General features: G+C 61.8%; 23 protein-coding genes and 1 pseudogene. 21 read left to right on the forward strand and 3 right to left on the reverse strand.

Features of this window, described 5'->3' with window-relative positions; genetic code table 11:
- Window positions 1-318: 318 nt before the first annotated feature.
- From AC1RMX_RS08160 to AC1RMX_RS08205, 10 genes are all read left to right on the forward strand, one after another.
- The gene (locus AC1RMX_RS08160; protein WP_096819924.1) at window positions 319-2,538 is read left to right on the forward strand and encodes a primosomal protein N'; all 2,220 of its coding nucleotides are present in this window, start codon (window positions 319-321) and stop codon (window positions 2,536-2,538) included.
- Window positions 2,539-2,680: 142 nt separating this feature from the next.
- On the forward strand, window positions 2,681-4,417 hold the full coding sequence (gene argS / locus AC1RMX_RS08165; protein WP_493071407.1) for an arginine--tRNA ligase: 1,737 nt from the start codon (window positions 2,681-2,683) through the stop codon (window positions 4,415-4,417).
- Between the two features lies 1 nt (window position 4,418).
- Window positions 4,419-5,135, forward strand: coding sequence for an SPOR domain-containing protein (locus tag AC1RMX_RS08170; protein ID WP_096819926.1), 717 nt, complete (start codon window positions 4,419-4,421; stop codon window positions 5,133-5,135).
- 155 nt (window positions 5,136-5,290) lie between these two features.
- Window positions 5,291-5,827 (forward strand): ATP-dependent protease subunit HslV, encoded by a 537-nt coding sequence (hslV, locus tag AC1RMX_RS08175; protein ID WP_003220875.1) that lies wholly within the window; start codon window positions 5,291-5,293, stop codon window positions 5,825-5,827.
- 48 nt (window positions 5,828-5,875) lie between these two features.
- Complete coding sequence (gene hslU / locus AC1RMX_RS08180) at window positions 5,876-7,213, forward strand: ATP-dependent protease ATPase subunit HslU (protein WP_096819927.1); 1,338 nt, start codon at window positions 5,876-5,878, stop codon at window positions 7,211-7,213.
- A 76-nt stretch (window positions 7,214-7,289) separates the two neighbouring features.
- The gene (locus AC1RMX_RS08185) at window positions 7,290-7,667 is read left to right on the forward strand and encodes a gamma-butyrobetaine hydroxylase family protein (protein WP_085711048.1); all 378 of its coding nucleotides are present in this window, start codon (window positions 7,290-7,292) and stop codon (window positions 7,665-7,667) included.
- 258 nt (window positions 7,668-7,925) lie between these two features.
- Window positions 7,926-9,605, forward strand: coding sequence for a class II poly(R)-hydroxyalkanoic acid synthase (gene phaC / locus AC1RMX_RS08190; RefSeq protein WP_102620211.1), 1,680 nt, complete (start codon window positions 7,926-7,928; stop codon window positions 9,603-9,605).
- A gap of 68 nt (window positions 9,606-9,673) precedes the next feature.
- Window positions 9,674-10,528 carry a poly(3-hydroxyalkanoate) depolymerase gene (phaZ, locus tag AC1RMX_RS08195; RefSeq protein WP_085732561.1) on the forward strand — a complete coding sequence of 285 codons (855 nt, stop codon included), beginning with the start codon at window positions 9,674-9,676 and terminating at the stop codon, window positions 10,526-10,528.
- 150 nt (window positions 10,529-10,678) lie between these two features.
- Window positions 10,679-12,361, forward strand: a complete 1,683-nt coding sequence (phaC, locus tag AC1RMX_RS08200; RefSeq protein ID WP_096819929.1) for a class II poly(R)-hydroxyalkanoic acid synthase — start codon at window positions 10,679-10,681, stop codon at window positions 12,359-12,361.
- Window positions 12,362-12,391: 30 nt separating this feature from the next.
- Complete coding sequence (locus AC1RMX_RS08205; protein ID WP_096819930.1) at window positions 12,392-13,012, forward strand: TetR/AcrR family transcriptional regulator; 621 nt, start codon at window positions 12,392-12,394, stop codon at window positions 13,010-13,012.
- A gap of 58 nt (window positions 13,013-13,070) precedes the next feature.
- On the opposite strand, the gene AC1RMX_RS08210 is transcribed toward AC1RMX_RS08205, so the two are convergent.
- From AC1RMX_RS08210 to AC1RMX_RS08220, 3 genes are all read right to left on the reverse strand, one after another.
- On the reverse strand, window positions 13,071-13,910 hold the full coding sequence (locus AC1RMX_RS08210; protein WP_096819931.1) for a phasin family protein: 840 nt from the start codon (window positions 13,908-13,910) through the stop codon (window positions 13,071-13,073).
- Window positions 13,911-13,920: 10 nt separating this feature from the next.
- Window positions 13,921-14,343, reverse strand: a complete 423-nt coding sequence (locus AC1RMX_RS08215; RefSeq protein ID WP_096819932.1) for a phasin family protein — start codon at window positions 14,341-14,343, stop codon at window positions 13,921-13,923.
- 161 nt (window positions 14,344-14,504) lie between these two features.
- Window positions 14,505-14,780: a polyhydroxyalkanoic acid system family protein gene (locus AC1RMX_RS08220; RefSeq protein WP_085711042.1), complete on the reverse strand. Its 276-nt coding sequence runs from the start codon at window positions 14,778-14,780 to the stop codon at window positions 14,505-14,507.
- Between the two features lie 165 nt (window positions 14,781-14,945).
- On the opposite strand from AC1RMX_RS08220, the gene ubiE reads away from it, so the two are divergent.
- From ubiE to AC1RMX_RS08275, 11 genes and pseudogenes are all read left to right on the forward strand, one after another.
- Window positions 14,946-15,716 (forward strand): bifunctional demethylmenaquinone methyltransferase/2-methoxy-6-polyprenyl-1,4-benzoquinol methylase UbiE, encoded by a 771-nt coding sequence (ubiE, locus tag AC1RMX_RS08225; protein ID WP_007952418.1) that lies wholly within the window; start codon window positions 14,946-14,948, stop codon window positions 15,714-15,716.
- A complete protein-coding gene (locus AC1RMX_RS08230) occupies window positions 15,716-16,339 on the forward strand; it encodes a ubiquinone biosynthesis accessory factor UbiJ (RefSeq protein WP_007952419.1) in 624 nt (207 codons plus the stop codon). Before ubiE ends, AC1RMX_RS08230 begins: the two co-directional genes overlap by 1 nt.
- Entirely contained in the window at window positions 16,336-17,940 is a 1,605-nt protein-coding gene (gene ubiB, locus AC1RMX_RS08235; RefSeq protein ID WP_096819933.1) for a ubiquinone biosynthesis regulatory protein kinase UbiB, read from the forward strand. The genes AC1RMX_RS08230 and ubiB overlap by 4 nt, the downstream gene beginning before the upstream one ends.
- An 80-nt stretch (window positions 17,941-18,020) precedes the next feature.
- On the forward strand, window positions 18,021-18,422 hold the full coding sequence (gene hisI / locus AC1RMX_RS08240; RefSeq protein WP_007909357.1) for a phosphoribosyl-AMP cyclohydrolase: 402 nt from the start codon (window positions 18,021-18,023) through the stop codon (window positions 18,420-18,422).
- Window positions 18,415-18,747: a phosphoribosyl-ATP diphosphatase gene (locus AC1RMX_RS08245; RefSeq protein ID WP_007952422.1), complete on the forward strand. Its 333-nt coding sequence runs from the start codon at window positions 18,415-18,417 to the stop codon at window positions 18,745-18,747. The genes hisI and AC1RMX_RS08245 overlap by 8 nt, the downstream gene beginning before the upstream one ends.
- A gap of 25 nt (window positions 18,748-18,772) precedes the next feature.
- Window positions 18,773-19,054 (forward strand): twin-arginine translocase TatA/TatE family subunit, encoded by a 282-nt coding sequence (locus AC1RMX_RS08250; RefSeq protein ID WP_493071410.1) that lies wholly within the window; start codon window positions 18,773-18,775, stop codon window positions 19,052-19,054.
- A 10-nt stretch (window positions 19,055-19,064) separates the two neighbouring features.
- Window positions 19,065-19,517: a Sec-independent protein translocase protein TatB gene (tatB, locus tag AC1RMX_RS08255; RefSeq protein WP_493071412.1), complete on the forward strand. Its 453-nt coding sequence runs from the start codon at window positions 19,065-19,067 to the stop codon at window positions 19,515-19,517.
- Window positions 19,514-20,302 carry a twin-arginine translocase subunit TatC gene (tatC, locus tag AC1RMX_RS08260; protein WP_493071414.1) on the forward strand — a complete coding sequence of 263 codons (789 nt, stop codon included), beginning with the start codon at window positions 19,514-19,516 and terminating at the stop codon, window positions 20,300-20,302. The genes tatB and tatC overlap by 4 nt, the downstream gene beginning before the upstream one ends.
- The gene (locus AC1RMX_RS08265; RefSeq protein ID WP_493071416.1) at window positions 20,299-21,006 is read left to right on the forward strand and encodes a 16S rRNA (uracil(1498)-N(3))-methyltransferase; all 708 of its coding nucleotides are present in this window, start codon (window positions 20,299-20,301) and stop codon (window positions 21,004-21,006) included. The genes tatC and AC1RMX_RS08265 overlap by 4 nt, the downstream gene beginning before the upstream one ends.
- Window positions 21,007-21,229: 223 nt before the next feature.
- Window positions 21,230-22,174, forward strand: a pseudogene (locus AC1RMX_RS08270) (methyl-accepting chemotaxis protein); the annotation flags it as partial.
- 141 nt (window positions 22,175-22,315) lie between these two features.
- Entirely contained in the window at window positions 22,316-23,029 is a 714-nt protein-coding gene (locus AC1RMX_RS08275) for a methyl-accepting chemotaxis protein (RefSeq protein WP_371858310.1), read from the forward strand.
- Window positions 23,030-23,068 lie beyond the last annotated feature (39 nt).

Genomic DNA, 23,068 nt, shown 5'->3' on the forward strand with positions numbered 1-23,068 from the left:
CAGGCTAGCGTGCCGCCACCCAACACTATTGTTGAATACCGCACGTAATTAGGCCGCGGATTCTACCAGACCTTTTCAATCACGCAAGCTGTCCGGGGTGCCCTCCATCAGAAAAGACTGTTCAATGTTGACGGCGTCTTTTGACGTCAGGCTGCGTTGCTACTCCTCCCCATAGCAAGCTATGAGTCGTCGTAGCGCCTTGCCTGACGCCAAAACCCACTCGTCAACATTTGAACGCTTTCCTGATGGAGGACACAGAACCGACCGTCTGCTAGGCTCCCGCCCTTCTTCACCGCCCCGCCTATGAGAATCCTCCGCGTGCCCGACGCCATTCTGCGCCTCGCCCTGCCTTCGCCCCTGCGCCGCCTGTTCGACTATCGGGCCCCGGCCGGCGTGCTGCGTTCGCAGTTGCAACCGGGCATGCGCCTGCGAGTGCCGTTCGGTCGGCGGGAAATGATCGGGATTCTGGTGGAAGTCACTGACACCAGTGAAGTGCCGGTGGAGAAGCTCAAACCGGCGCTGGCCCTGCTCGATGCCACGGCGCCGCTGCCGCCAGCACTGTTCAAGCTGTGCCTGTGGACCGCCCAGTATTATCAGCACAGCCTCGGCGACACCTTGAGTTGGGCACTGCCGGTGCTGCTGCGCCAGGGCGAACTGGCCGAGGCCCGGCAGGAGCGTTTCTGGTCCGCTGCCCCCGGTGCCAGCCTCGATGACCCGCGCATCGCCCGCGCGCCGCGCCAGCGTGAAGCCCTGGCGACTTTGGCCCAGCATCCTCACGGCGTCGCCCATCAGTTGCTTAGCAAACTGATGCTGAACAAGGACAGCCTCGATCTGCTGCTGGCCAAGGATCTGGTGCAGGTCGAAGTGCGTCGCCACGCCCCCGGCGCACGCCACGAGCACTGGCTGGCCCAGCCGGAACTGCCGCTCAACAGCGAACAGCGCGCTGCGTATGAAGCGATTCGCGCCGGTTTCGACAGTTATCACGCGTTCCTGCTGGCCGGGGTTACCGGCAGCGGCAAGACCGAAGTCTATCTGCAGCTGATCCGCGAAACCCTCGAAGCCGGCAAGCAGGCGCTGGTGCTGATCCCGGAGATCAACCTCGGCCCGCAAACCCTGGCGCGCTTCGAACAACGCTTCAATGCGCGCATCGCCCTGCTGCACTCGGCGGTCAACGACCGCGAGCGGCTCGACGCCTGGCTCGCCGCCCGCGATGGCGAGGCCGACATTATTATCGGCACCCGCTCGGCGCTGTTCACCCCGATGAAGAATCCGGGGTTGATCATCATCGACGAAGAACACGACGGTTCCTATAAACAGCAGGAAGGCCTGCGCTACCACGCACGGGATCTGGCGCTGGTGCGGGCGCGGCAGGAAAACATCCCGATTGTCCTCGGCTCCGCGACGCCATCGCTGGAAAGCCTGCACAACGCCTACACCGGTCGCTACGGACTCCTGCGCCTGAATGAACGGGCCGGCGGCGCCAAGCAGCCACGGTTCCTGCGCCTGGATGTGAAAAGTCGTCCGCTGGACAGCGGCATTTCCGGGCCGATGCAGCAGGCCATCGGCCAGACCCTCGCCGCCGGCCAACAAGTGCTGGTGTTCCTCAACCGCCGGGGTTTTGCCCCGACCCTGCTGTGCCACGATTGCGGCTGGATGTCCGAGTGCCAGCGCTGCGATGCGCGGATGACCGTGCACCAGCGCTATGGCGAACTGCGCTGCCACCACTGCGGTTATGTCGAGCGCGTGCCGCGCCAGTGCCCGAAGTGCAACAAGGTCGATCTGCGGCCGGTGGGCGCCGGCACCGAACGGGCCGAGGAGCGGCTGGCGATTCTGTTCCCGGACTATCCGGTACTGCGCGTCGACCGCGACAGCACGTCGCGCAAGGACGCCATGAATCAGTTGTTCGCCACGATCCAGAAAGGTCAGCCGTGCATTCTGGTCGGCACTCAAATGTTGGCCAAGGGTCACCACTTCCCCCGGGTCACCCTCGTGTCGATCCTCGACGCCGACGGCGGATTGTTTTCCGGTGACTTCCGCGCCAGCGAGCGCATGGCGCAGCTGATCGTGCAGGTCGCCGGCCGTGCCGGGCGGGCGGAAGAACCGGGCAAGGTGATCATCCAGACCCACCTCGCCGACCACCCTTTATTGGTGCAACTGACCGAACAGGGTTATTTCGCCTTCGCCGAACAGGCCCTGAGCGAACGCCGCGCCGCCGGGCTGCCGCCGTTCTCGCATCTGGCACTGTTGCGCGCCGAAGCCCACAAGCCGGGGCAGGCCGAAGGTTTTCTTGATGAAGCCTGCAGCGAGGCCGAGCGCTTGCTGGCCGAGCAGAACCTGAGCGGCATCGAGTTGCTGGGACCGGTGCCAGCGCCGATGGAACGTCGAGCCGGACGCTTCCGCGCGCAGCTGCTGTTGCAGGCCACGGCCCGGGCGCCGCTGCACCGGTTGCTGGCGAGCTGGCTGCTGGCGCTGGAGCAGATGCCGAGCGGCCGGGCGGTGCGCTGGTCGCTGGATGTCGATCCGGTGGATCTGTACTGACCGGGCAAAACCGCTCGAATTGTCACCACACATCCACATCCTGCCTGCTAAGGTTGGCAAGCCCGTCTTCGCAACGGATAATGCCCAGTTTTTCCACCCGCGCATCGATGCGCCGCCGCGCTTGCGGTCGAAAGAGAAGACCATGAAAGACACCATTCGCCAGCTGATCCAACAAGCCCTCACCCAACTCGTCAACGAAGGTGTGTTGCCTGAAGGCCTGACGCCGGCGATCCAGGTGGAAAACGCCCGAGACAAGACCCACGGCGACTTCGCCAGCAACATCGCGATGATGCTGGCCAAGCCTGCGGGCATGAAGCCGCGCGACCTGGCAGAGAAAATCATCGCCGCCCTGCCGGCTGACGAGAACGTCACCAAGGCCGAAATCGCCGGCCCCGGCTTCCTCAATTTCTTCCAGAACACGCAAGCGCTGGCCTCGCGCCTCGACGCCGCCCTGGCGGACGAACACGTTGGCGTACGCAAGGCCGGCCCGGCGCAACGCACCGTGGTCGACCTGTCGGCACCGAACCTGGCCAAAGAGATGCACGTCGGTCACTTGCGCTCTACCATCATCGGCGACGGCGTGGCCCGTGTGCTCGAGTTCCTCGGCGATACCGTGATCCGTCAGAACCACGTTGGCGACTGGGGTACCCAGTTCGGCATGCTGATGGCGTACCTGCAGGAAAACCCGATCACCAGCGACGAACTGTCGGACCTGGAAAACTTCTACCGCGCCGCCAAGCAGCGTTTCGACGAGTCCCCGGAATTCGCCGACCGCGCCCGTGGCCTGGTGGTCAAGCTACAGGCCGGCGATGCCGAATGCCTGGCGCTGTGGACCAAGTTCAAGGACATCTCGCTGTCGCACTGCCAGAAGATCTACGAACTGCTCAACGTCAAACTGACCATGGCCGACGTGATGGGCGAAAGCGCCTACAACGACGACCTGATCAACGTGGTCAACGACCTGAAAGCCGCCGGCATGCTGGTCGAAAGCAACGGCGCCCAGTGCGTGTTCCTCGACGAGTTCAAGAACGCCGAAGGCGAGCCGCTGCCGGTGATCATCGTCAAGGCTGACGGCGGCTACCTGTACGCCACCACCGACCTGGCCGCCGTGCGCTACCGCAGCGGCAAGCTGAAGGCCGACCGTGCGCTGTACTTCGTCGACCAGCGTCAGGCCCTGCACTTCCAGCAAGTGTTCGCCGTGGCGCGTAAGGCCGGTTTCGTGACCCATCCGATGGAAATGGAACACATGGGCTTCGGCACCATGAACGGCGCCGACGGCCGTCCGTTCAAGACCCGTGATGGTGGCACCGTGAAGCTGATCGATCTGCTGACCGAAGCTCAGGAACGCGCCTACACCCTGGTGAAGGACAAGAATCCGGAGCTGGCCGAAGACGAGCTGCGCAACATCGCCAAAGTCGTGGGCATCGGCGCGGTGAAGTACGCCGACCTGTCGAAGCACCGCACCAGCGACTACAGCTTCAACTTCGACCTGATGCTCAACTTCGAAGGCAACACCGCGCCGTACCTGCTGTACGCCTACACCCGCGTGGCCGGCGTGTTCCGCAAACTGGGCAAGGACTTCAGCGAAGTCGACGGCCAGATCGTTCTCGAAGCGGCGCACGAACAGGAACTGGCGGCCAAACTGGCGCAGTTCGGTGAAGTGCTGAACAACGTCGCGGAAAAGGGCACGCCACACACCCTGTGCACCTACCTGTACGACGTCGCCGGCCTGTTCTCCAGCTTCTACGAGAACTGCCCGATCCTCGCCGCCGACAACCCGGCACAAATGCAAAGCCGTCTGCGCCTTGCCGCGCTGACCGGCCGTACCCTCAAGCAAGGCCTGGAACTGCTCGGCCTGGAAACCCTGGAGCGTATGTAAGTTGGCTGCCAAGAAAAAACCTGCACCCAAGCGTGGCGCCAGCCGTTACCAAGCTCCTGCAAAGCAACCGATCCCGGGTTGGCTGTGGATGGCCATCGGCCTGACGGTCGGCGCGTTCATCGTGTTCCTGATGAAACTGGAGCCGGGCAAGGGCAGCGACACGGTCAAGCGCGAGAAGATCGAGCAACAGCAGCAACAGAAAGCCACCAAGATCGCCGAGGCCAACAAGACCCCGCCGAGCCCGACGCAACCGGTGAAGCCGAAGTACGACTTCTACACCCTGCTGCCGGAATCGGAAGTGATCGTGCCGCCAGACGCCGTGCCGGAGAAAACCCTGCCGACGCCACAGGTGCCGGCGATCCCGACCACGCCGGTGACCCCGGCCGAAGCGGCGAAGATCGACACGGCGCGCGCGCAGGCTGCACTGGCCGGGATTACCCCGCCGCCAGCGCCACCGGTGACCAAGGCTGCGCCAGTAACCAAGTTCTTCCTCCAGGCCGGTTCGTTCCGCAAAGAGGCCGATGCCGACAAGGTGCGCGCGCAGATCATTCTGCTCGGCCAGGCGGTAGCGGTTGAATCCGGGACGGTGAAGGATGAAACCTGGTACCGCGTATTGGTCGGCCCGTTCAGCAACCGCGAACAACTGACCACCGCCCAGAAACAACTGGCGGGCGCGGGCTTCAGCAACCTGTTGTTACAACAACGCCAGAGCCGCTGATTCCCCCCCAATGATCCTTCCCGCGCTCTGCGTGGGGAGGATCAGCGCGACAACACCGCTCGTCCCCTCTCCCTCCCCGCAGTTGAAATCCTCTCCACCACCCCCATATGAATGGGCATAAGGCATTTTCGCCCCGCAGTGTGGAGACTCTTCCCTTGACCACCATCGTTTCAGTCCGCCGCCACGGCAAAGTCGTCATGGGCGGCGACGGCCAGGTTTCTCTCGGCAACACCGTGATGAAAGGCAACGCGAAGAAAGTTCGTCGCCTGTACCACGGCCAGGTCATCGCCGGTTTCGCCGGTGCCACCGCCGACGCCTTTACCCTGTTCGAACGTTTCGAAGGCCAGCTCGAGAAACATCAGGGCCACCTGATCCGCGCCGCCGTCGAACTCGCAAAAGAATGGCGCACCGACCGTTCCCTGAGCCGCCTCGAAGCCATGCTCGCGGTCGCCAACAAGGACGCCTCCCTGATCATCACCGGCAACGGTGACGTGGTCGAACCGGAAAACGGCCTGATCGCCATGGGTTCCGGTGGCGGTTACGCCCAAGCTGCTGCCAGCGCGCTGCTGAAAAAGACCGATCTGTCGGCCCGCGAAATCGTCGAGACCGCTCTCGGGATCGCCGCCGACATCTGTGTATTCACCAACCACACTCAGACCATTGAGGAGCAGGATCTCGCTGAAGAAGCCTGAGTCGGCCCTGTGCCACGGCTTGTTTCTGCTTGAGGACCGTCAATTATTATGTCCATGACTCCCCGCGAAATCGTCCACGAACTCAATCGCCATATCATCGGCCAGGACGATGCCAAGCGCGCCGTCGCGATTGCCCTGCGCAACCGCTGGCGCCGCATGCAGCTGCCTGAAGAGCTGCGTGTTGAAGTGACCCCGAAGAACATCCTGATGATCGGCCCGACCGGTGTCGGTAAAACCGAGATCGCCCGTCGCCTGGCCAAGCTGGCCAATGCGCCGTTCATCAAGGTCGAAGCGACCAAGTTCACCGAAGTCGGCTACGTCGGCCGCGACGTCGAATCGATCATCCGTGATCTGGCCGATGCCGCGATCAAAATGCTGCGCGAGCAGGAAATGACCCGCGTTCGCCACCGCGCCGAAGACGCTGCCGAGGACCGAATCCTCGACGCCCTGCTGCCGCCGGCACGCATGGGCTTCAGCAACGAAGAAGCGCCGAGCCCGGATTCCAACACCCGCCAGCTGTTCCGCAAGCGCCTGCGCGAAGGTCAACTGGACGACAAGGAAATCGAGATCGAAGTCGCCGAAATGGCCGGCATCGAGATCGCCACGCCGCCGGGCATGGAAGAGATGACCAACCAGCTTCAGTCCCTGTTCGCCAACATGGGCAAGGGCAAGAAGAAGTCTCGCAAGCTCAAGGTCAAGGAAGCGCTGAAGCTGGTGCGCGATGAAGAAGCCGGTCGCCTGGTCAACGAAGAAGAGTTGAAGGCCAAGGCCCTGGAAGCGGTCGAGCAGCACGGCATCGTGTTCATCGACGAAATCGACAAGGTCGCCAAGCGCGGCAATGTCGGCGGCGCCGATGTGTCCCGTGAAGGCGTACAACGCGACCTGCTGCCGCTGATCGAAGGCTGCACCGTCAACACCAAGCTGGGCATGGTCAAGACCGACCACATCCTGTTCATCGCCTCCGGTGCTTTCCACCTGAGCAAGCCGAGCGACCTGGTGCCGGAGCTGCAAGGCCGTCTGCCGATCCGCGTCGAACTCAAGGCCCTGAGCCCGGAAGACTTCGAGCGCATCCTCAGCGAACCGCACGCCTCGCTCACCGAGCAATACTGCGCGCTGCTGAAGACCGAAGGCCTGAACATTCAGTTCCAGCCTGACGGCATCAAGCGCCTGGCGGAGATTGCCTGGCAGGTCAACGAGAAGACCGAGAACATCGGTGCCCGTCGCCTGCACACGCTGCTCGAACGCCTGCTGGAAGAGGTGTCGTTCAGCGCCGGTGACCTGGCCAGCGCCCACGACGACAAGGCGATCCTGATCGACGCCGAGTACGTCAACAGCCATCTGGGTGAATTGGCGCAGAACGAAGATCTGTCTCGTTATATCCTGTAAGCCATACTGACAGTGGTCGTGAAACTGTGGGAGCCATCGGCTCCCACAATTTTTTTCACCTGACGGAACGCCGGCAATGACCCAACTCCCCACCGACATCAAACTGCACAAAGCCTCGAAAACCCTGTCGCTCAAATACGCGTCCGGCGAGGAGTACACCCTGCCCGCCGAATTCCTGCGCGTGCATTCGCCCTCCGCCGAGGTCCAGGGCCACGGCAAACCGATCCTGCAATTCGGCAAGCTGCACGTCGGCCTGACCAAGGTAGAACCGGCCGGTCAGTACGCACTGAAACTGACCTTCGACGACGGTCACGACAGCGGCCTGTTCACCTGGGATTACCTCTACGAACTGGGGCGACGTTATGACGCACTCTGGGCGGATTATCTGGCCGAACTCAAAGCCGCCGGCAAAACCCGCGACCCGGACGAGTCCGTCGTCAAGCTGATGCTCTAGTCCGCGCCTCGGACTGTTTAGAGGGCATTTTCTAAATTCATCTGTTTGAATGCTCCGCTAAAGCGGCCCGGGATCGGCTGCTTGCGAAAAAAATTAAACTCGGGTAACCAATGGAGCTGGCAAGTTCCCTGCAGTGCTCTACGACTGTAAAGCAGCTATGCAGAATCAACGGTCACCCGAGCAGTAGTACCTGGCATTGGCTGTGGAACTGCACAGCAGAAAACCGGGTACTCGTCTCAGGACAATGGAGCGTCGTAGATGAGTAACAAGAATAACGATGATTTGAAGTACCAAGCCTCGGAAAACACCCTGGGGCTGAATCCTGTCGTTGGGCTTCGCGGAAAGGATCTGCTGGCCTCTGCTCGAATGGTGCTGACCCAGGCCATCAAACAACCGATCCATAGTGTCAAACACGTCACTCATTTCGGCCTCGAATTGAAGAACGTGCTGTTCGGCAAATCAGAACTGCAACCGGCTGGCGATGACCGTCGCTTTGCCGATCCGGCGTGGAGTCAGAACCCGCTGTACAAGCGTTACCTGCAAACCTACCTGGCGTGGCGCAAGGAACTCCATGCCTGGATCGACGACAGCAGCCTCTCGCCCAAGGACATTGCGCGCGGGCACTTCGTGATCAACCTGATGACCGAAGCCATGGCGCCGACCAACACGGCGGCCAACCCGGCGGCGGTCAAACGTTTCTTCGAGACCGGCGGCAAGAGCCTGCTCGACGGCCTCTCGCATCTGGCCAAGGATCTGGTCCACAACGGCGGCATGCCGAGCCAGGTCAACATGGGCGCGTTCGAGGTCGGCAAGACCCTGGGCGTGACCGAAGGCGCGGTAGTGTTTCGCAACGACGTGCTGGAGCTGATCCAGTACAAGCCGATCACCGAACAGGTGCACGAGCGCCCGCTGCTGGTCGTACCGCCGCAGATCAACAAGTTCTATGTATTCGACCTGAGCCCGGACAAGAGCCTGGCGCGCTTCTGCCTGCGCAACAATGTGCAGACCTTCATCGTCAGCTGGCGCAACCCGACCAAGGAACAGCGCGAGTGGGGCCTTTCGACCTACATCGAAGCCCTGAAGGAAGCGGTCGACGTGGTCACCGCGATCACCGGCAGCAAGGACGTCAACATGCTCGGCGCCTGCTCTGGCGGCATCACGTGCACCGCCCTGCTCGGCCACTATGCCGCCACTGGCGAAAACAAGGTCAATGCCCTGACCCTGCTGGTCAGCGTGCTCGACACCACCCTGGACAGCGACGTCGCGCTGTTTGTCGACGAGCAGACCCTGGAAATGGCCAAGCGTCATTCGTATCAGGCCGGCGTGCTCGAAGGCAAAGACATGGCCAAGGTCTTCGCCTGGATGCGTCCCAACGATCTGATCTGGAACTACTGGGTCAACAACTACCTGCTCGGCAACGAGCCGCCGGTGTTCGACATCCTGTTCTGGAACAACGACACCACCCGGTTGCCGGCGGCGTTCCACGGCGACCTGATCGAGATGTTCAAAAACAACCCACTGATCCGCCCCGATGCACTGGAAGTGTGCGGCACGCCGATCGACCTCAAGCAGGTGACCGCCGACATCTTCTCGCTGGCCGGCACCAACGACCACATCACCCCGTGGAAGTCTTGCTACAAGTCGGCGCAGCTGTTTGGCGGCAAGGTGGAATTCGTGCTGTCGAGCAGCGGGCATATCCAAAGCATTCTGAACCCGCCGGGCAACCCGAAATCGCGCTACATGACCAGCGACGAAATGACCGCCAATGCCGATGACTGGCAGGAAAACTCGACCAAGCATGCCGATTCCTGGTGGTTGCACTGGCAGGCGTGGCAAGCGGCGCGTTCGGGCGAGCTGAAAAAGGCACCGACGAAACTGGGCAACAAAGCATTCCCGGCAGGCGAGGCCTCACCGGGCACTTACGTACACGAGCGGTAACCGACACACCTCACTCCCCCCGGGGAGTGAGGTGAACACTGAGATTGCGACCCACAGGGCCTTGAAGCATGCCGCAACCGTTCATCTTTCGTACTGTCGAGCTGGATGGCCAGACCATCCGCACGGCGGTTCGCCCCGGCAAGCCTCACTTGACGCCCTTGCTGATTTTCAACGGCATCGGCGCCAACCTGGAGCTGGTGTTTCCTTTTGTCGCGGCGCTGGATCCGGACCTGGAAGTGATCGCCTTCGACGTGCCCGGTGTCGGTGGCTCTTCGACGCCGAGACGGCCGTATCGCTTTCCGGGACTGGCGAAGCTCACTGCACGGATGCTCGACTACCTCGACTACGGACAGGTCAATGTGATCGGCGTGTCCTGGGGTGGCGCGCTGGCGCAACAGTTCGCCTATGACTATCCCGAGCGCTGCAAGAAGCTGGTACTCGCAGCGACAGCGGCGGGCGCGGTGATGGTGCCGGGCAAGCCGAAGGTGCTGTGGATGATGGCCAGTCCACGGCGCTACATCCAGCCGTCCCATGTGATCCGCATCGCCCCGATGATCTACGGCGGCTCGTTCCGCCGCGACCCGACACTCGCCGCCAGCCATGCGGCCAAGGTGCGTTCGGCGGGCAAGCTCGGCTACTACTGGCAACTGTTCGCGGGCCTTGGCTGGACCAGCATTCACTGGCTGCACAAGATCCATCAGCCGACCCTGGTGTTGGCCGGTGACGACGATCCGCTGATCCCGCTGATCAACATGCGCATGCTGGCCTGGCGGATTCCCAATGCCCAGTTGCACATCATCGATGACGGTCATCTGTTCCTGATCACCCGGGCCGAAGCCGTGGCGCCGATCATCATGAAGTTCCTCCAGGAGGAACGTCTTCGTGCAGTGATGCACCCCCACCCGACACCGCTGGGCGGATAACCGGCCCGGTCCGGTTTTCTGGACAGCTCCTTGCAGAGCCTTTTCAAAGTGCGTGGCAGGACGCCGCGCAGGCAACAACCCGCAACAGCGTCTATGGTGTTCTGGTTCGGTGTGTTTGTTTTTGACCTGAAGACGAAGGAGTGTTGAGTCATGCGCGACAAACCAGCGACGGGCGTAGTGCCCAGTCCTGCCGTTTTCATCAATGCACAAAGTGCAATGACCGGCCTGCGTGGCCGCGACCTGATTTCGACGTTGCGCAGCGTAGCCGCCCACGGCCTGCGCAACCCGATTCACAGCGCGAGGCACGCGTTGAAACTCGGTGGCGCGCTCGGACGCGTGCTGCTCGGCGAAACCCTGCACCCGACCAACCCCAATGACAGCCGCTTCGCCGACCCGGCCTGGAGCCTCAACCCGTTCTACCGCCGGAGCCTGCAGGCTTATTTGAGCTGGCAGAAGCAGGTCAAGAGCTGGATCGACGACAGCAGCATGAGCGATGACGATCGCGCCCGTGCGCACTTCGCTTTTTCCCTGATCAACGACGCCGTCGCGCCCTCCAACACGCTGCTCAATCCGCTGGCGGTCAAGGAGCTGTTCAACTCCGGCGGCCACAGCCTGGTGCGTGGGCTGAGCCATCTGTTCGATGACCTGCTGCACAACGACGGCCTGCCGCGCCAGGTGACCAAGCAGGCTTTCGAAGTCGGCAAGACCGTCGCCACCACCACAGGCTCAGTGGTGTTTCGCAACGAAATGCTTGAGCTGATCCAGTACAAGCCGATGAGCGAAAAGCAGTATTCAAAACCGCTGCTGGTGGTGCCGCCACAAATCAACAAGTACTACATTTTCGACCTGAGCCCGAACAACAGCTTCGTCCAGTACGCCCTGAAGAACGGCTTGCAGACCTTCATGATCAGTTGGCGCAACCCGGACGTGCGCCACCGCGAATGGGGCCTGTCGACCTACGTCGAAGCCGTGGAAGAAGCGATGAACATCTGCCGGGCGATCACCGGCGCCCGCGAAGTCAACCTGATGGGCGCCTGCGCCGGCGGGCTGACCATCGCCGCACTGCAAGGGCACTTGCAGGCCAAGCGGCAGTTGCGCCGAGTCTCCAGCGCAACCTATCTGGTGAGCCTGCTCGACAGCCAGATCGACTCTCCGGCCACACTGTTCGCCGATGAACAGACCCTCGAAGCGGCCAAACGCCGCTCCTACCAGAAAGGCGTGCTGGACGGTCGCGACATGGCCAAGGTGTTCGCCTGGATGCGTCCCAACGATCTGATCTGGAGCTACTTCGTCAACAACTACCTGCTGGGCAAGGAGCCGCCGGCGTTCGACATCCTCTACTGGAACAACGACAGCACCCGTCTGCCCGCCGCGTTTCATGGCGATCTGCTGGATTTCTTCAAGCACAACCCGCTGATTCATTCGGGCGGCCTGGAAGTCTGCGGCACGCCGATCGACCTGCAGAAAGTCACGGTCGACAGTTTCAGCGTGGCCGGCATGAACGACCACATCACGCCATGGGACGCGGTGTATCGCTCGACCTTGCTGCTCGGTGGCGAGCGGCGCTTCGTGCTGTCCAACAGCGGCCATGTGCAGAGCATTCTCAACCCGCCAAGCAACCCCAAGGCCAACTACGTCGAAAACGGCAAGATGAGCAGCGACCCGCGTGCCTGGTACTACGACGCGAAAAAAGTCGACGGCAGCTGGTGGCCGCAGTGGCTGGAATGGGTTCAGCAGCGCTCCGGCACCTTGCGCGAAACCCAGATGGCCCTTGGCAACGCGAACTATCCACCGATGGAGGCGGCGCCCGGCACTTACGTGCGTGTGCGCTGACCGGCCCCAACCGCCCTTTAAGAAGACTGGATGAAAACAAGCGAACGGATCCTCGAATGTGCCCTGCAGTTGTTCAACGAAAAGGGCGAGCCGAACGTCTCCACCATGGAGGTTGCCAATGAAATGGGGATCAGCCCCGGCAACCTCTACTACCACTTTCACGGCAAGGAGCCGCTGATTCTCGGGTTGTTCGAGCGCTTCCAGAACGAACTGGCGCCACTGCTCGACCCGCCCGCGGATGTAGAGCTGGCGCCGGGGGATTACTGGCTGTTCCTGCACTTGATCGTCGAGCGGCTGGCGCAGTACCGGTTCCTGTTCCAGGACCTGTCGAACCTGGCCGGACGGCTGCCGAAGCTGGCCAAGGGCATTCGCAACTTTCTCAACGTCCTGAAGCGCACGCTGGCGTCATTGCTGGCACGGCTGAAGGCCTCGGGGCAGTTGGTCAGTGATACCCAGGCGCTGGGGCAACTGGTGGAGCAGATCACCATGACCTTGCTGTTCTCGCTGGACTATCAGCGGATTCTTGATCGTGAAGGGGAAGTGCGGCTGGTGGTTTACCAGATCATGATGCTGGTGGCACCGCACCTGTTGCCGCCGGTGAAAGTGGCGACGGAGAGAATGGCCCTGCAATACCTCGAAGATCACGAGTGACCGCCCAAACAAAAACGCCCGACCTTCACAGGCCGGGCGTTTTCTTGAGCCCTGAAAATCAGGACTGACTGGTCGGCGTCGACGGAGTCGATGCAACAGTCGGAGCTGGCGCCGGGGTTGGAGCCGAGGCGGAGTTCGACGTGCTTGCCAGTGCTGCTGGTGTGGTCACCGGTTTCGGCGCAGCGGCTTTCGGCGCGGCCGGTTTTTTCACTGCTGGTTTTTTCGCCGCAGCCGGTTTGGCGGCAGGCTTGGCAGCGGGTTTGGCGGCAGCGGTTTTCACTGCTGGCTTGGCCGCTGGTTTTGCAGCAGGTTTCGCGGCGGCCTTGGCGGCAACCGGTTTGGCCGCGGCTTTCGCTGCTGGCTTGGCGGCTGCGGTTTTGGCCGCTGGCTTGGCGGCAGGTTTAGCAGCAGCCTTGGCCAATGGTTTGGCAGCAGGTTTTGCCGCCGGTTTGGCTGCTGCGGTTTTGGCCGCTACAGGCTGGGTTTTCAGACCGGTGAGTTTTTCGATCTGCTTGGTCAGGGTATCGACCTTCTTGTGCAGATCCTTCACCTCGTTGCGGCTCGGTACGCCCAGGCGCGAAATCGCACTGTTCAGGCGCTTGTCGAAAGCCCCTTCCAGTTGATCCCACGTGCCCAGCGCGCGATCTTTCACGCCGCTGATGCGCGATTTGGCCGAGTTTGCAGAGTCCTTGGCAGCATCGACTGTCTTGCCGACTGCAGCCTTGGTGAGCTTCTCGGCTTTCTCGCCGTCTTTGACCAATGTATCGAAGAGCTTGCTGCCGTCAGTGTCGATCTTCGAGTACACGCCTAAACCAGCCAGCCAGATCTTGCGGGAGTAGTCTTCGACTTTCCCGATCCACGAGCTGCCTTCTTTATCGGTGTTCTTTTTACCAGCCATCCCGTTCTCCTTAAGATTTACGCGCGACGCGTTCGAGCAATGCCGTCAGCTCATCGAGCTTAGCAGAGAGTGCCTCAACGTCATGTTTAGACGGAATGCCGATACGATTCAAGGCACTGGCGACACGCGTGTCGAACGCCTTCTCGACCTTGTCGAGCTGAACTTCGACGCGGCCTTTGAAAGAGCTGACTTCGCTCTTGGCTTCGTCGATCTCGGCATTGGCCGCTTCGAGTTTTTCGGTGACGACTTTTTTGCCTTTCTTTTCAACAGTTTGACCAGCCTTGATCAACTCCTGAAAGTACTCGCTGCCCTCCTGGCCGACCTTGGTGTAGGCACCCAGGCCTGCCAGCCAGATCTTGCGGGCATAGGATTTGACGTCGCTCAGAGCAGAAGTCGAGGCGTCGATTTTTTTCTTCAAAATAACTTTGGCCATGGTGCACCTCACGCGCAGAAGGTTTGAGGAACTGCCCGGACGTGTGTCGGGCTCAGGCACAAAGTAGGGAGAAAAATTAGAAACGGCACCCTAACAACTGACATAAAAGGCAGGTGCACCACAAAGAAAAAAGGGAGCCCGAAGCTCCCCCTTTGTTCTGTTCAGACCAGCGCCTTGTCCAGCGCCTTCTCGATCTCGGCTTTGATCATGCCGCTCATGGCCGACATCATCAGGCCCAGTTCCACGTCGACCCGGATCGAATCCTCGGCCACATGCACCGCGCCTTTCACGCCCGAGCGCTTGAGGTTCAGGGTGTCACCCGCCCACTGCGGCTCGAGGCCATACTGATCGGACAGTTTCTGCGCCAGCTTGTCGGCTTTCTCGCGGGCAACTTCCTTGCCCAGGCTGTGGGCACGCTCAACACTGATATGGGCCATTGAATGACTCCTGCTTTTTGAATGGGGCTATGAATGCCTGCAACGAATCTTGACCGCCACTGCGGCAAATCGTCCCGAAGGTTGCCCATCTTACCTTTAGCCATTCCAAGACAAAGCATGGCTTGGGGATTAGAATGTCGCGCATTCTCTTTTGGTGACAGCGATATGACTGATCAGCGCAAAGGCAGCGATGCCGAACCCACCACTCACTTCGGCTTCAAAAACGTTCCGGAAAGCCAGAAAGCGGAAAAAGTCGCTGAGGTGTTCCACTCCGTAGCCGCCAAGTACGACCTGATGAACGACCTTCTGTCGGGCGGCATGCACCGTCTGTGGAAGCGCTTCGCAATCGAATTGTCGGGCGTGCGCGCCGGCAACCGCGTGCTGGACATCGCCGGCGGCACGGGCGACCTGACCAAGAAATTCTCGCACCTGGTCGGCCCGACCGGTCAGGTGGTTCTCGCGGACATCAACGAATCCATGCTCAAGGTCGGTCGTGACCGCCTGCTGGATGTCGGCGTGTCGGGCAACGTCGAATTCGTCCAGGCCGACGCAGAAAAACTGCCGTTCCCGGACAACCATTTCGACTGCGTGACCATCGCCTTCGGCCTGCGCAACGTGACGCACAAGGAAGACGCTCTGCGCTCCATGCTGCGCGTACTCAAGCCTGGCGGCCGCCTGCTGGTGCTGGAGTTCTCCAAGCCGACCAACGCGCTGATGTCCAAGGCCTACGACGCCTACTCGTTCGCCTTCATGCCGCTGATGGGCAAGCTGATCACCAACGACTCGGAAAGCTATCGCTACCTGGCCGAATCGATCCGCATGCACCCGAATCAGGAAACCCTGAAGTCGATGATGGTCGACGCCGGTTTCGACCGTGTGACCTATCACAACATGACCGCAGGCATCGTTGCCCTGCACCGCGGCATCAAACCCTGATGCTGCTGACCGGGCTGCTGGCCAGCGTCGAACTCGGCCTGAACCGCGTGCTGCGTCTCGACAGCACCGCGCTGCCGCGACTGGCGCATCTGACCGGCAAAGTGATTGCCGTGGATTGCCGCAGCCCGGCGCTGCAACTGTTCATCCTGCCGAGCGACGAAGGCCTGATGCTGGCGTCCCACTGGGAAACCGGCGTCGACTGCACCTTGCGCGCCCCGGCCTCGAGCCTGGTGAAACTGGCCCTGAGCAAGGACAAGACGGCGGTGCTGCACGCACCGGAAGTCGAACTCGACGGCGACAGCGGCGTGCTGCTGGAACTGGCGGGCGTGCTGCAGGACCTTGAGCTGGACTGGGAGTACGAACTCTCGCGCTGGCTGGGACCGGTCGCTACGCAACTGGTCGGCGGTCACCTGCGCAGCCGCGCCCGCTGGTATCAACAAGGATTTGCCAGCCTCAACCAGAACCTCGCCGAATACCTGGCCGAAGAATCGCGCACCCTCGTCGGGCAACGCGAAGCCGAAGCCCGTTTCAGCGAACTGGACCGGATCAAACTCGATCTGGAACGTCTCGAGGCGCGCTTCGAGCGCCTTTCCCGATCCCTCGACCCAAGCGATAACGCATGAAGCTGCTCGCCGTCCGCCGTCTGTTGCGCATCCAGCGCGTCGTGATCCGCTACCGCCTCGATGACCTGCTGTTCGATCTGCCATTGCCGTGGTTCCTGCTGGCGCTGCGCTACGCCTTGCCGTGGCGCTGGTTCCCGCGCAAGCCGCTGGACCTGAGCCGTGGCGCACGCCTGCGCCTGGCCTTGCAGGACCTGGGGCCGATCTTCATCAAGTTCGGGCAGATCCTCTCGACCCGCCGCGACCTGCTGCCTGAAGACATCGCCGATGAGCTGATGCTGTTGCAGGACCGCGTGCCGCCGTTCGATTCGCAGCTGTCGGTCAAGCTGATCGAAGAACAGCTGGGCAAGAAGATCAGCGAAGTGTTCAGCCGCTTCGACGTCGAACCGCTGGCCTCGGCCTCGGTCGCGCAGGTGCATGCCGCGCAGTTGAAGACCGGCGAAGAGGTGGTGGTCAAGGTGATCCGCCCGGGCCTGAAGCCGATCATCGCGCAGGATCTGGCGTGGCTGTTCATCCTCGCCCGCGCGGCCGAAAAGGTCTCCGCCGACGCCCGTCTGCTGCACCCGGTGGAAGTGGTCAGCGACTACGAAAAAACCATCTACGACGAACTCGACCTGTTGCGCGAGGCGGCCAACGCCAGCCAGTTGAAGCGCAACTTCGAAGGCTCGCCGCTGCTGTACGTGCCACAAGTCTATTGGGACTGGTGCCGGCCGAAAGTGCTGGTGATGGAGCGTATCTACGGGATTCAGGTGACGGACCTGGCGACCCTCGCCGACCAGCGCACCGACATGAAAATGCTTGCCGAGCGCGGCGTGGAGATCTTCTTCACCCAGGTATTCCGCGACAGTTTCTTCCACGCTGACATGCACCCGGGAAACATCTTCGTCAGCACCGTCAACCCGTGGAGCCCGCAGTACATTGCGATCGACTGCGGCATCGTCGGCAGCCTGACCCCGGAAGACCAGGACTATCTGGCACGCAACCTGTTCGCCTTCTTCAAGCGCGACTACCGTCGTGTGGCGCAATTGCACATCGATTCGGGCTGGGTGCCGGCGGAAACCAAACTCAACGAATTCGAAGCGGCAATCCGTACCGTGTGCGAACCGATCTTCGAAAAACCGTTAAAAGATATTTCATTTGGCCAGGTGCTGATGCGCCTGTTCCAGACCGCGCGCCGCTTCAACATGGAAGTGCAGCCGCAACTCGTTTTGCTGCAAAAGACCTTGCTGAACATCGAAGGCCTGGGCCGTCAGCTGTACCCGGACCTGGATCTGTGGAACACCGCGCAGCCGTTCCTCGAACGCTGGATGCGCGAGCGCGTCAGCCCGAAAGCCTTGATCGGCAACGTCCAGAGCCAGTTCGAACAACTGCCGCACCTGGCCAACATGGCCCGCGACCTGCTCGAACGCATGTCCCAGCCCCACGCCAACGATCCACCGCCGCCGTGGCACAAACGCAAGGACGACTGGTTCCTGCGCCTGCTCGGCAGCGCGCATCTGGCGGGCGGCACGATCCTCGCCGCCGGCGGCCCGTTGCACGAACTGGGGCATTGGCCCGCCGGAATCATGGTGGCAGTCGGCTTGTATCTGGTCGTTCGCCGATAGCCAGTTCCGTGATCGGCTGGCACACTGTTTCAACGCCTGAACCCGACTATTGAAGTGTGGGTTCGCTGTCGGAGTCGAAGATGAAAAACTGGCTGGACGAGATCAAGTGGGACGCCGATGGCCTGGTGCCGGCGATTGCCCAGGATCACAAGACCGGACGCGTGCTGATGATGGCCTGGATGAACCGCGAAGCCCTGGAGCTGACCGCCGCGGAAAACCGTGCAATCTACTGGTCACGTTCCCGTGGCAAGCTGTGGCGCAAGGGCGAAGAGTCCGGCCATGTGCAGACCCTGCATGAAATGCGCCTGGACTGCGACGCCGACGTGATCATCCTGATGGTCGAACAGATTGGCGACATCGCTTGCCATACCGGCCGTCAGAGCTGCTTCTACCGCGTCTTCGAAAACGGCGACTGGAAAACGGTCGACCCGGTCTTGAAAGACCCGCACGCTATTTATTCCGCAGGACACAAACATGAGTGACACCCTGACCCGCCTCGCTCAGGTGCTTGAAGAGCGCAAGGGCGCTGCTGCCGACAGCTCGTATGTGGCCAGTCTGTATCACAAGGGCTTGAACAAGATTCTGGAAAAAGTCGGCGAAGAATCGGTCGAAACGATCATTGCCGCCAAGGACGCCGCCGTCAGTGGCGACTGCAGCGACGTGATCTACGAGACCGCCGACCTGTGGTTTCACAGCATGGTCATGCTCGCCCAACTGGGGCAGCATCCGCAGGCTGTACTCGACGAGCTGGATCGTCGCTTCGGCCTGTCCGGACACGTCGAGAAAGCCTCGCGTCCGTCCGCCTGAACAACTATTAGAGAGGAACAGCAAGATGGGCATTTTTGACTGGAAACACTGGATCGTCATTCTGGTTGTCGTGGTGCTGGTGTTCGGCACCAAGAAACTGAAAAACCTCGGCACCGACGTCGGCGAATCGATCAAGGGCTTTCGCAAAGCCATGAACGACGACGAAAAACCGTCCGCCGATCCGACCGTCACGCCTGCGCAACCGGTACCGCCGGTTCAGCCGCAAGCCACCGCTCAGGCCAACCCGCCGCACACCATTGACGTGCAGGCGCAAAAAGTCGAAGAGCCGATCCGCAAAGACGTGTGAGCACTGACTAATGTTTGGTATCAGCTTCTCTGAACTGCTGCTCGTCGGCCTCGTTGCCCTGCTGGTGCTGGGCCCCGAGCGTTTGCCGGGCGCTGCACGCACCGCTGGCCTGTGGGTCGGACGGCTGAAGCGCAGCTTCAACGCGATCAAACAGGAAGTTGAACGTGAAATCGGTGCCGACGAAATCCGTCGGCAACTGCACAACGAACACATTCTGTCGCTGGAGCAGGAGGCGCGGAAGATTTTCACGCCTCCGGCTCAGCAGGAGCCGACACCGGTGCCGCCGGTTGCAGAGCAAACGCCAGTGGCTCCCGTTGCGGAACAACCGGCAAGCGTCGAGCACGTTTCTGCCGCCGCCGCTGAAGCTGCGCCGATCATGAAGCCGATTGAACCTGTTGCTCCAGCCGCTGCGCCAGCCACACCGGCGCCCCAAGACACCACTTTGCCGCCGCGAGCCCCATGAGCGATCTCCCTGAAAACGACCAGCACATGCCGCTGGTTTCGCACCTCACCGAGTTGCGCACCCGCCTGCTGCGTTGCGTCGCGGCGATCTTCATCATCTTCGCCGGGCTGTTCGCCTTCACCCAGCAGATCTACACCTTCGTCTCGACGCCGCTGCGCAGTTACTTGCCAGCCGGCGCGACGATGATCGCCACCGACGTGTCCTCGCCGTTCCTGACGCCGCTGAAGCTGACGATGATGGTGTCGCTGTTCCTCGCGATCCCGGTGATCCTGCATCAGATCTGGGGCTTCATCGCGCCGGGCCTGTACAAGCACGAGAAGCGTGTCGCAGTGCCGTTGCTGATTTCCAGCATCCTGCTGTTCTACACCGGTATGGCATTCGCCTATTACTTCGTGTTCCCGCTGATCTTCAAGTTCTTCGCCTCGGCCACCCCGGCCGGCGTGGAAATGATGACCGACATCACCAGTTACCTCGATTTCGTCATGACGCTGTTCTTTGCCTTCGGCGTGGCGTTCGAAATCCCGGTGGCCGTGGTCCTGCTGGTGTGGATCGGCGTGGTCGACGTCAAATACCTGAAGAAGATCCGCCCGTACGTGATCATCGGCTGCTTCGTGGTCGGCATGATCCTGACCCCGCCGGACATCTTCTCCCAGACCCTGCTGGCCGTGCCGATGTGGATGCTGTTCGAAGTCGGCATCCTGTTCGGCAGCCTGGTCAGCAAGCGCGAGCGCCCGGACGAAACCGTCGACGACCACAACGATCAGCCGCCAGCGACGCAGCCATGAACCTGCTGTTGCTTGAAGAAGCCGATTTCATTGCGGCCGACCGTGTCGTGCTGCGTGATCGGCGCCTGACTCACATGCAGGAAGTCCACCGCTCGGAAGTCGGCGACAGCCTGCGGGTCGGGCGCATCAACGGGTTGATGGGCTCTGCCGAACTGCTGCGTCTGGAAGCGGGCGAAGCCGAACTGCGGGTCACCCTCGATCAGCCACCGCCGGCCAAGCTGCCGCTGACCCTGGTACTCGCCCTGCCACGCCCGAAGATGCTGCGTCGGGTGTTCCAGACCGTGGCGACCATGGGTGTATCGAAGGTGATTCTGGTCAACAGCTATCGCGTCGAAAAGAGCTTCTGGCAGACGCCGTTTCTGGAGCCGGAAGCGATTCGCGAGAATTTGATCCTCGGCCTCGAACAGGCCCGCGATACCGTGCTGCCGGAAATCATCATCGAGAAGCGCTTCAAGCCGTTTGTCGAAGATCGTCTGCCGGCCATCACCGACGGCACCCTCGGCCTGGTCGGCCATCCGGGCAACTTCCCGCCCTGCCCGCGTGCCCTGAACGAACCGGTGACCCTGGCCATCGGCCCCGAGGGTGGCTGGATTCCCTACGAGATCGACCTGCTGGGCAAATCCGGCCTGCAACCGGTGCAACTCGGCGATCGCATCCTGCGCGTCGAAACCGCCGTCACTGCCCTGCTCGCCCGCCTGTTCTGAAGCGCTCTGGCGCCATTTGGCGCCAGACAAATTGCGTTACAGATTGCCATCATCCAGCCGATACAGTCTCCATAAGTCCAATTAGTGGTCCGAGGGGAGTCGTCGCATGTACCGTTGGTTAGCCGAGAATCTTGGAAACGTCAGCGTCAAACGCAAGCTGGGCATCGGTTTCGGCCTGGTGCTGCTTCTGACCCTGTTGATCACCTTCACCGGTTGGACCGGCATGAGCGGCATCATCAGCCGCGGTGACAAACTCGGTTTCATCTCGAGCCTCAACGAGCTGACCAAGGACCTGCGCCTGGCGCGTCTGGACTACGAAATGCGCCGTGGCGAACAAGGCCCGGGCACAGTCAATGACCTGCTCGGCAAACTCGACAGCGGCCTGCAAACCGCTCGCAGCCTGATCGAACAGCCAGCCGACGCGGCGATGGTCGATCAGCAACTGGCCGCCGTTGCCGAATACAAACGCGCCTTCGCCGACATGACCCAGGCCACCGCCCTGCGTGAAGACGCCCGCAGCAAACTCGGCGCCACCGCCGACAATGCCGTGGCCAAGGTTGCCGAAGTCGAGAAATCCATGCTGCAAGGCGACAGCGTTGCCCAGTTCAACGCGGTGATCGACCTCAGCAAGCTGATCCAGCAGGCCCGCTTCCAGGTGCGCGGCTACACCTACAGCGCCAAGGCCGAGGCCGAACAACCGGCCCTCGACGCCATCGACAACGCCCTGAAAAACCTCGAGACCCTGCCGGCCAAATTGCCGGAACAGCACATCGCCAATCTGCAACAGGCTACCGAGTCGCTGAAAGCCTATCGCGCCGCTGTCAGCCAGTTCCGTGATTCGCAGGTTGCCAGCGCCAAGGCGCTGGCCCGCATGTCGGCCCAGGGCGACCTGTTGATGGACATCAGCAAGAAGCTCACCGACTCCCAGACCATCGTGCGTGATACCGATGCCGCCAGCGCCAAGAACCAGTTGCTGATCGCCACCTTGCTGGCCGTGGCCTTCGGCCTGCTCGCCGCCTGGGCGATCACCCGGCAGATCATCATCCCGCTGGAGCAGACCCTGAAAGTCGCCGAGCGCGTGGCCGCTGGCGACCTGACCCACAACCTGATCTCCCAGCGCCGCGACGAACTCGGCCAGTTGCAACGTTCGATGCAGAGCATGACTCAGGGCCTGCGCGACCTGATCGGCGGGATCAGTGACGGCGTCACCCAGATCGCCAGCGCCGCCGAAGAACTGTCGGCCGTGACCGAGCAGACCAGTGCCGGCGTGAACAATCAGAAAGTCGAGACCGATCAGGTCGCCACCGCCATGAACGAAATGGCTGCCACCGTGCAGGAAGTCGCGCGCAACGCCGAGGAAGCTTCAGAAGCGGCCGTCGCCGCTGACCAACAGGCCCGCGAAGGCGACAAAGTGGTCGGCGAAGCCATCGCCCAGATCGAACGCCTGGCCACTGAAGTCGGCCACTCCACCGAGGCCATGGGCGAACTCAAGCGCGAAAGCGACAAGATCGGCAGCGTCCTCGACGTGATCAAGTCCGTGGCCCAGCAAACCAACCTGCTGGCCCTCAACGCCGCCATCGAAGCGGCCCGCGCCGGTGAAGCCGGACGTGGTTTCGCGGTGGTCGCCGACGAAGTGCGCAGCCTCGCGCAACGCACCCAGAAGTCCACCGAAGAAATCGAAGAGCTGATCGTCGGCCTGCAGAACGGCACCCAGCAAGTGGCGACGATCATGGACAACAGCCGCACGCTGACCCAGAGCAGCGTGGAACTGACCCGTCGTGCCGGTGGCTCGCTGGAAAACATCACGCGCACCGTGTCGGCGATTCAGGCGATGAACCAGCAAATCGCAGCGGCGGCCGAGCAGCAGAGTGCCGTGGCCGAAGAGATCAACCGTAGCGTGCTGAACGTACGGGATGTATCGGACCAGACGTCGGCGGCGAGTGAAGAGACGGCGGCCTCCAGCGTCGAGCTGGCGCGCCTGGGCACTCACCTGCAAACGCTGGTGGGACGCTTCAAGGTTTAAACCGCGCAAACAAAAAAATCGCAGCCAATGGCTGCGATT

Source organism: Pseudomonas sp. GW822-FHT03F04 (assembly GCF_058801405.1).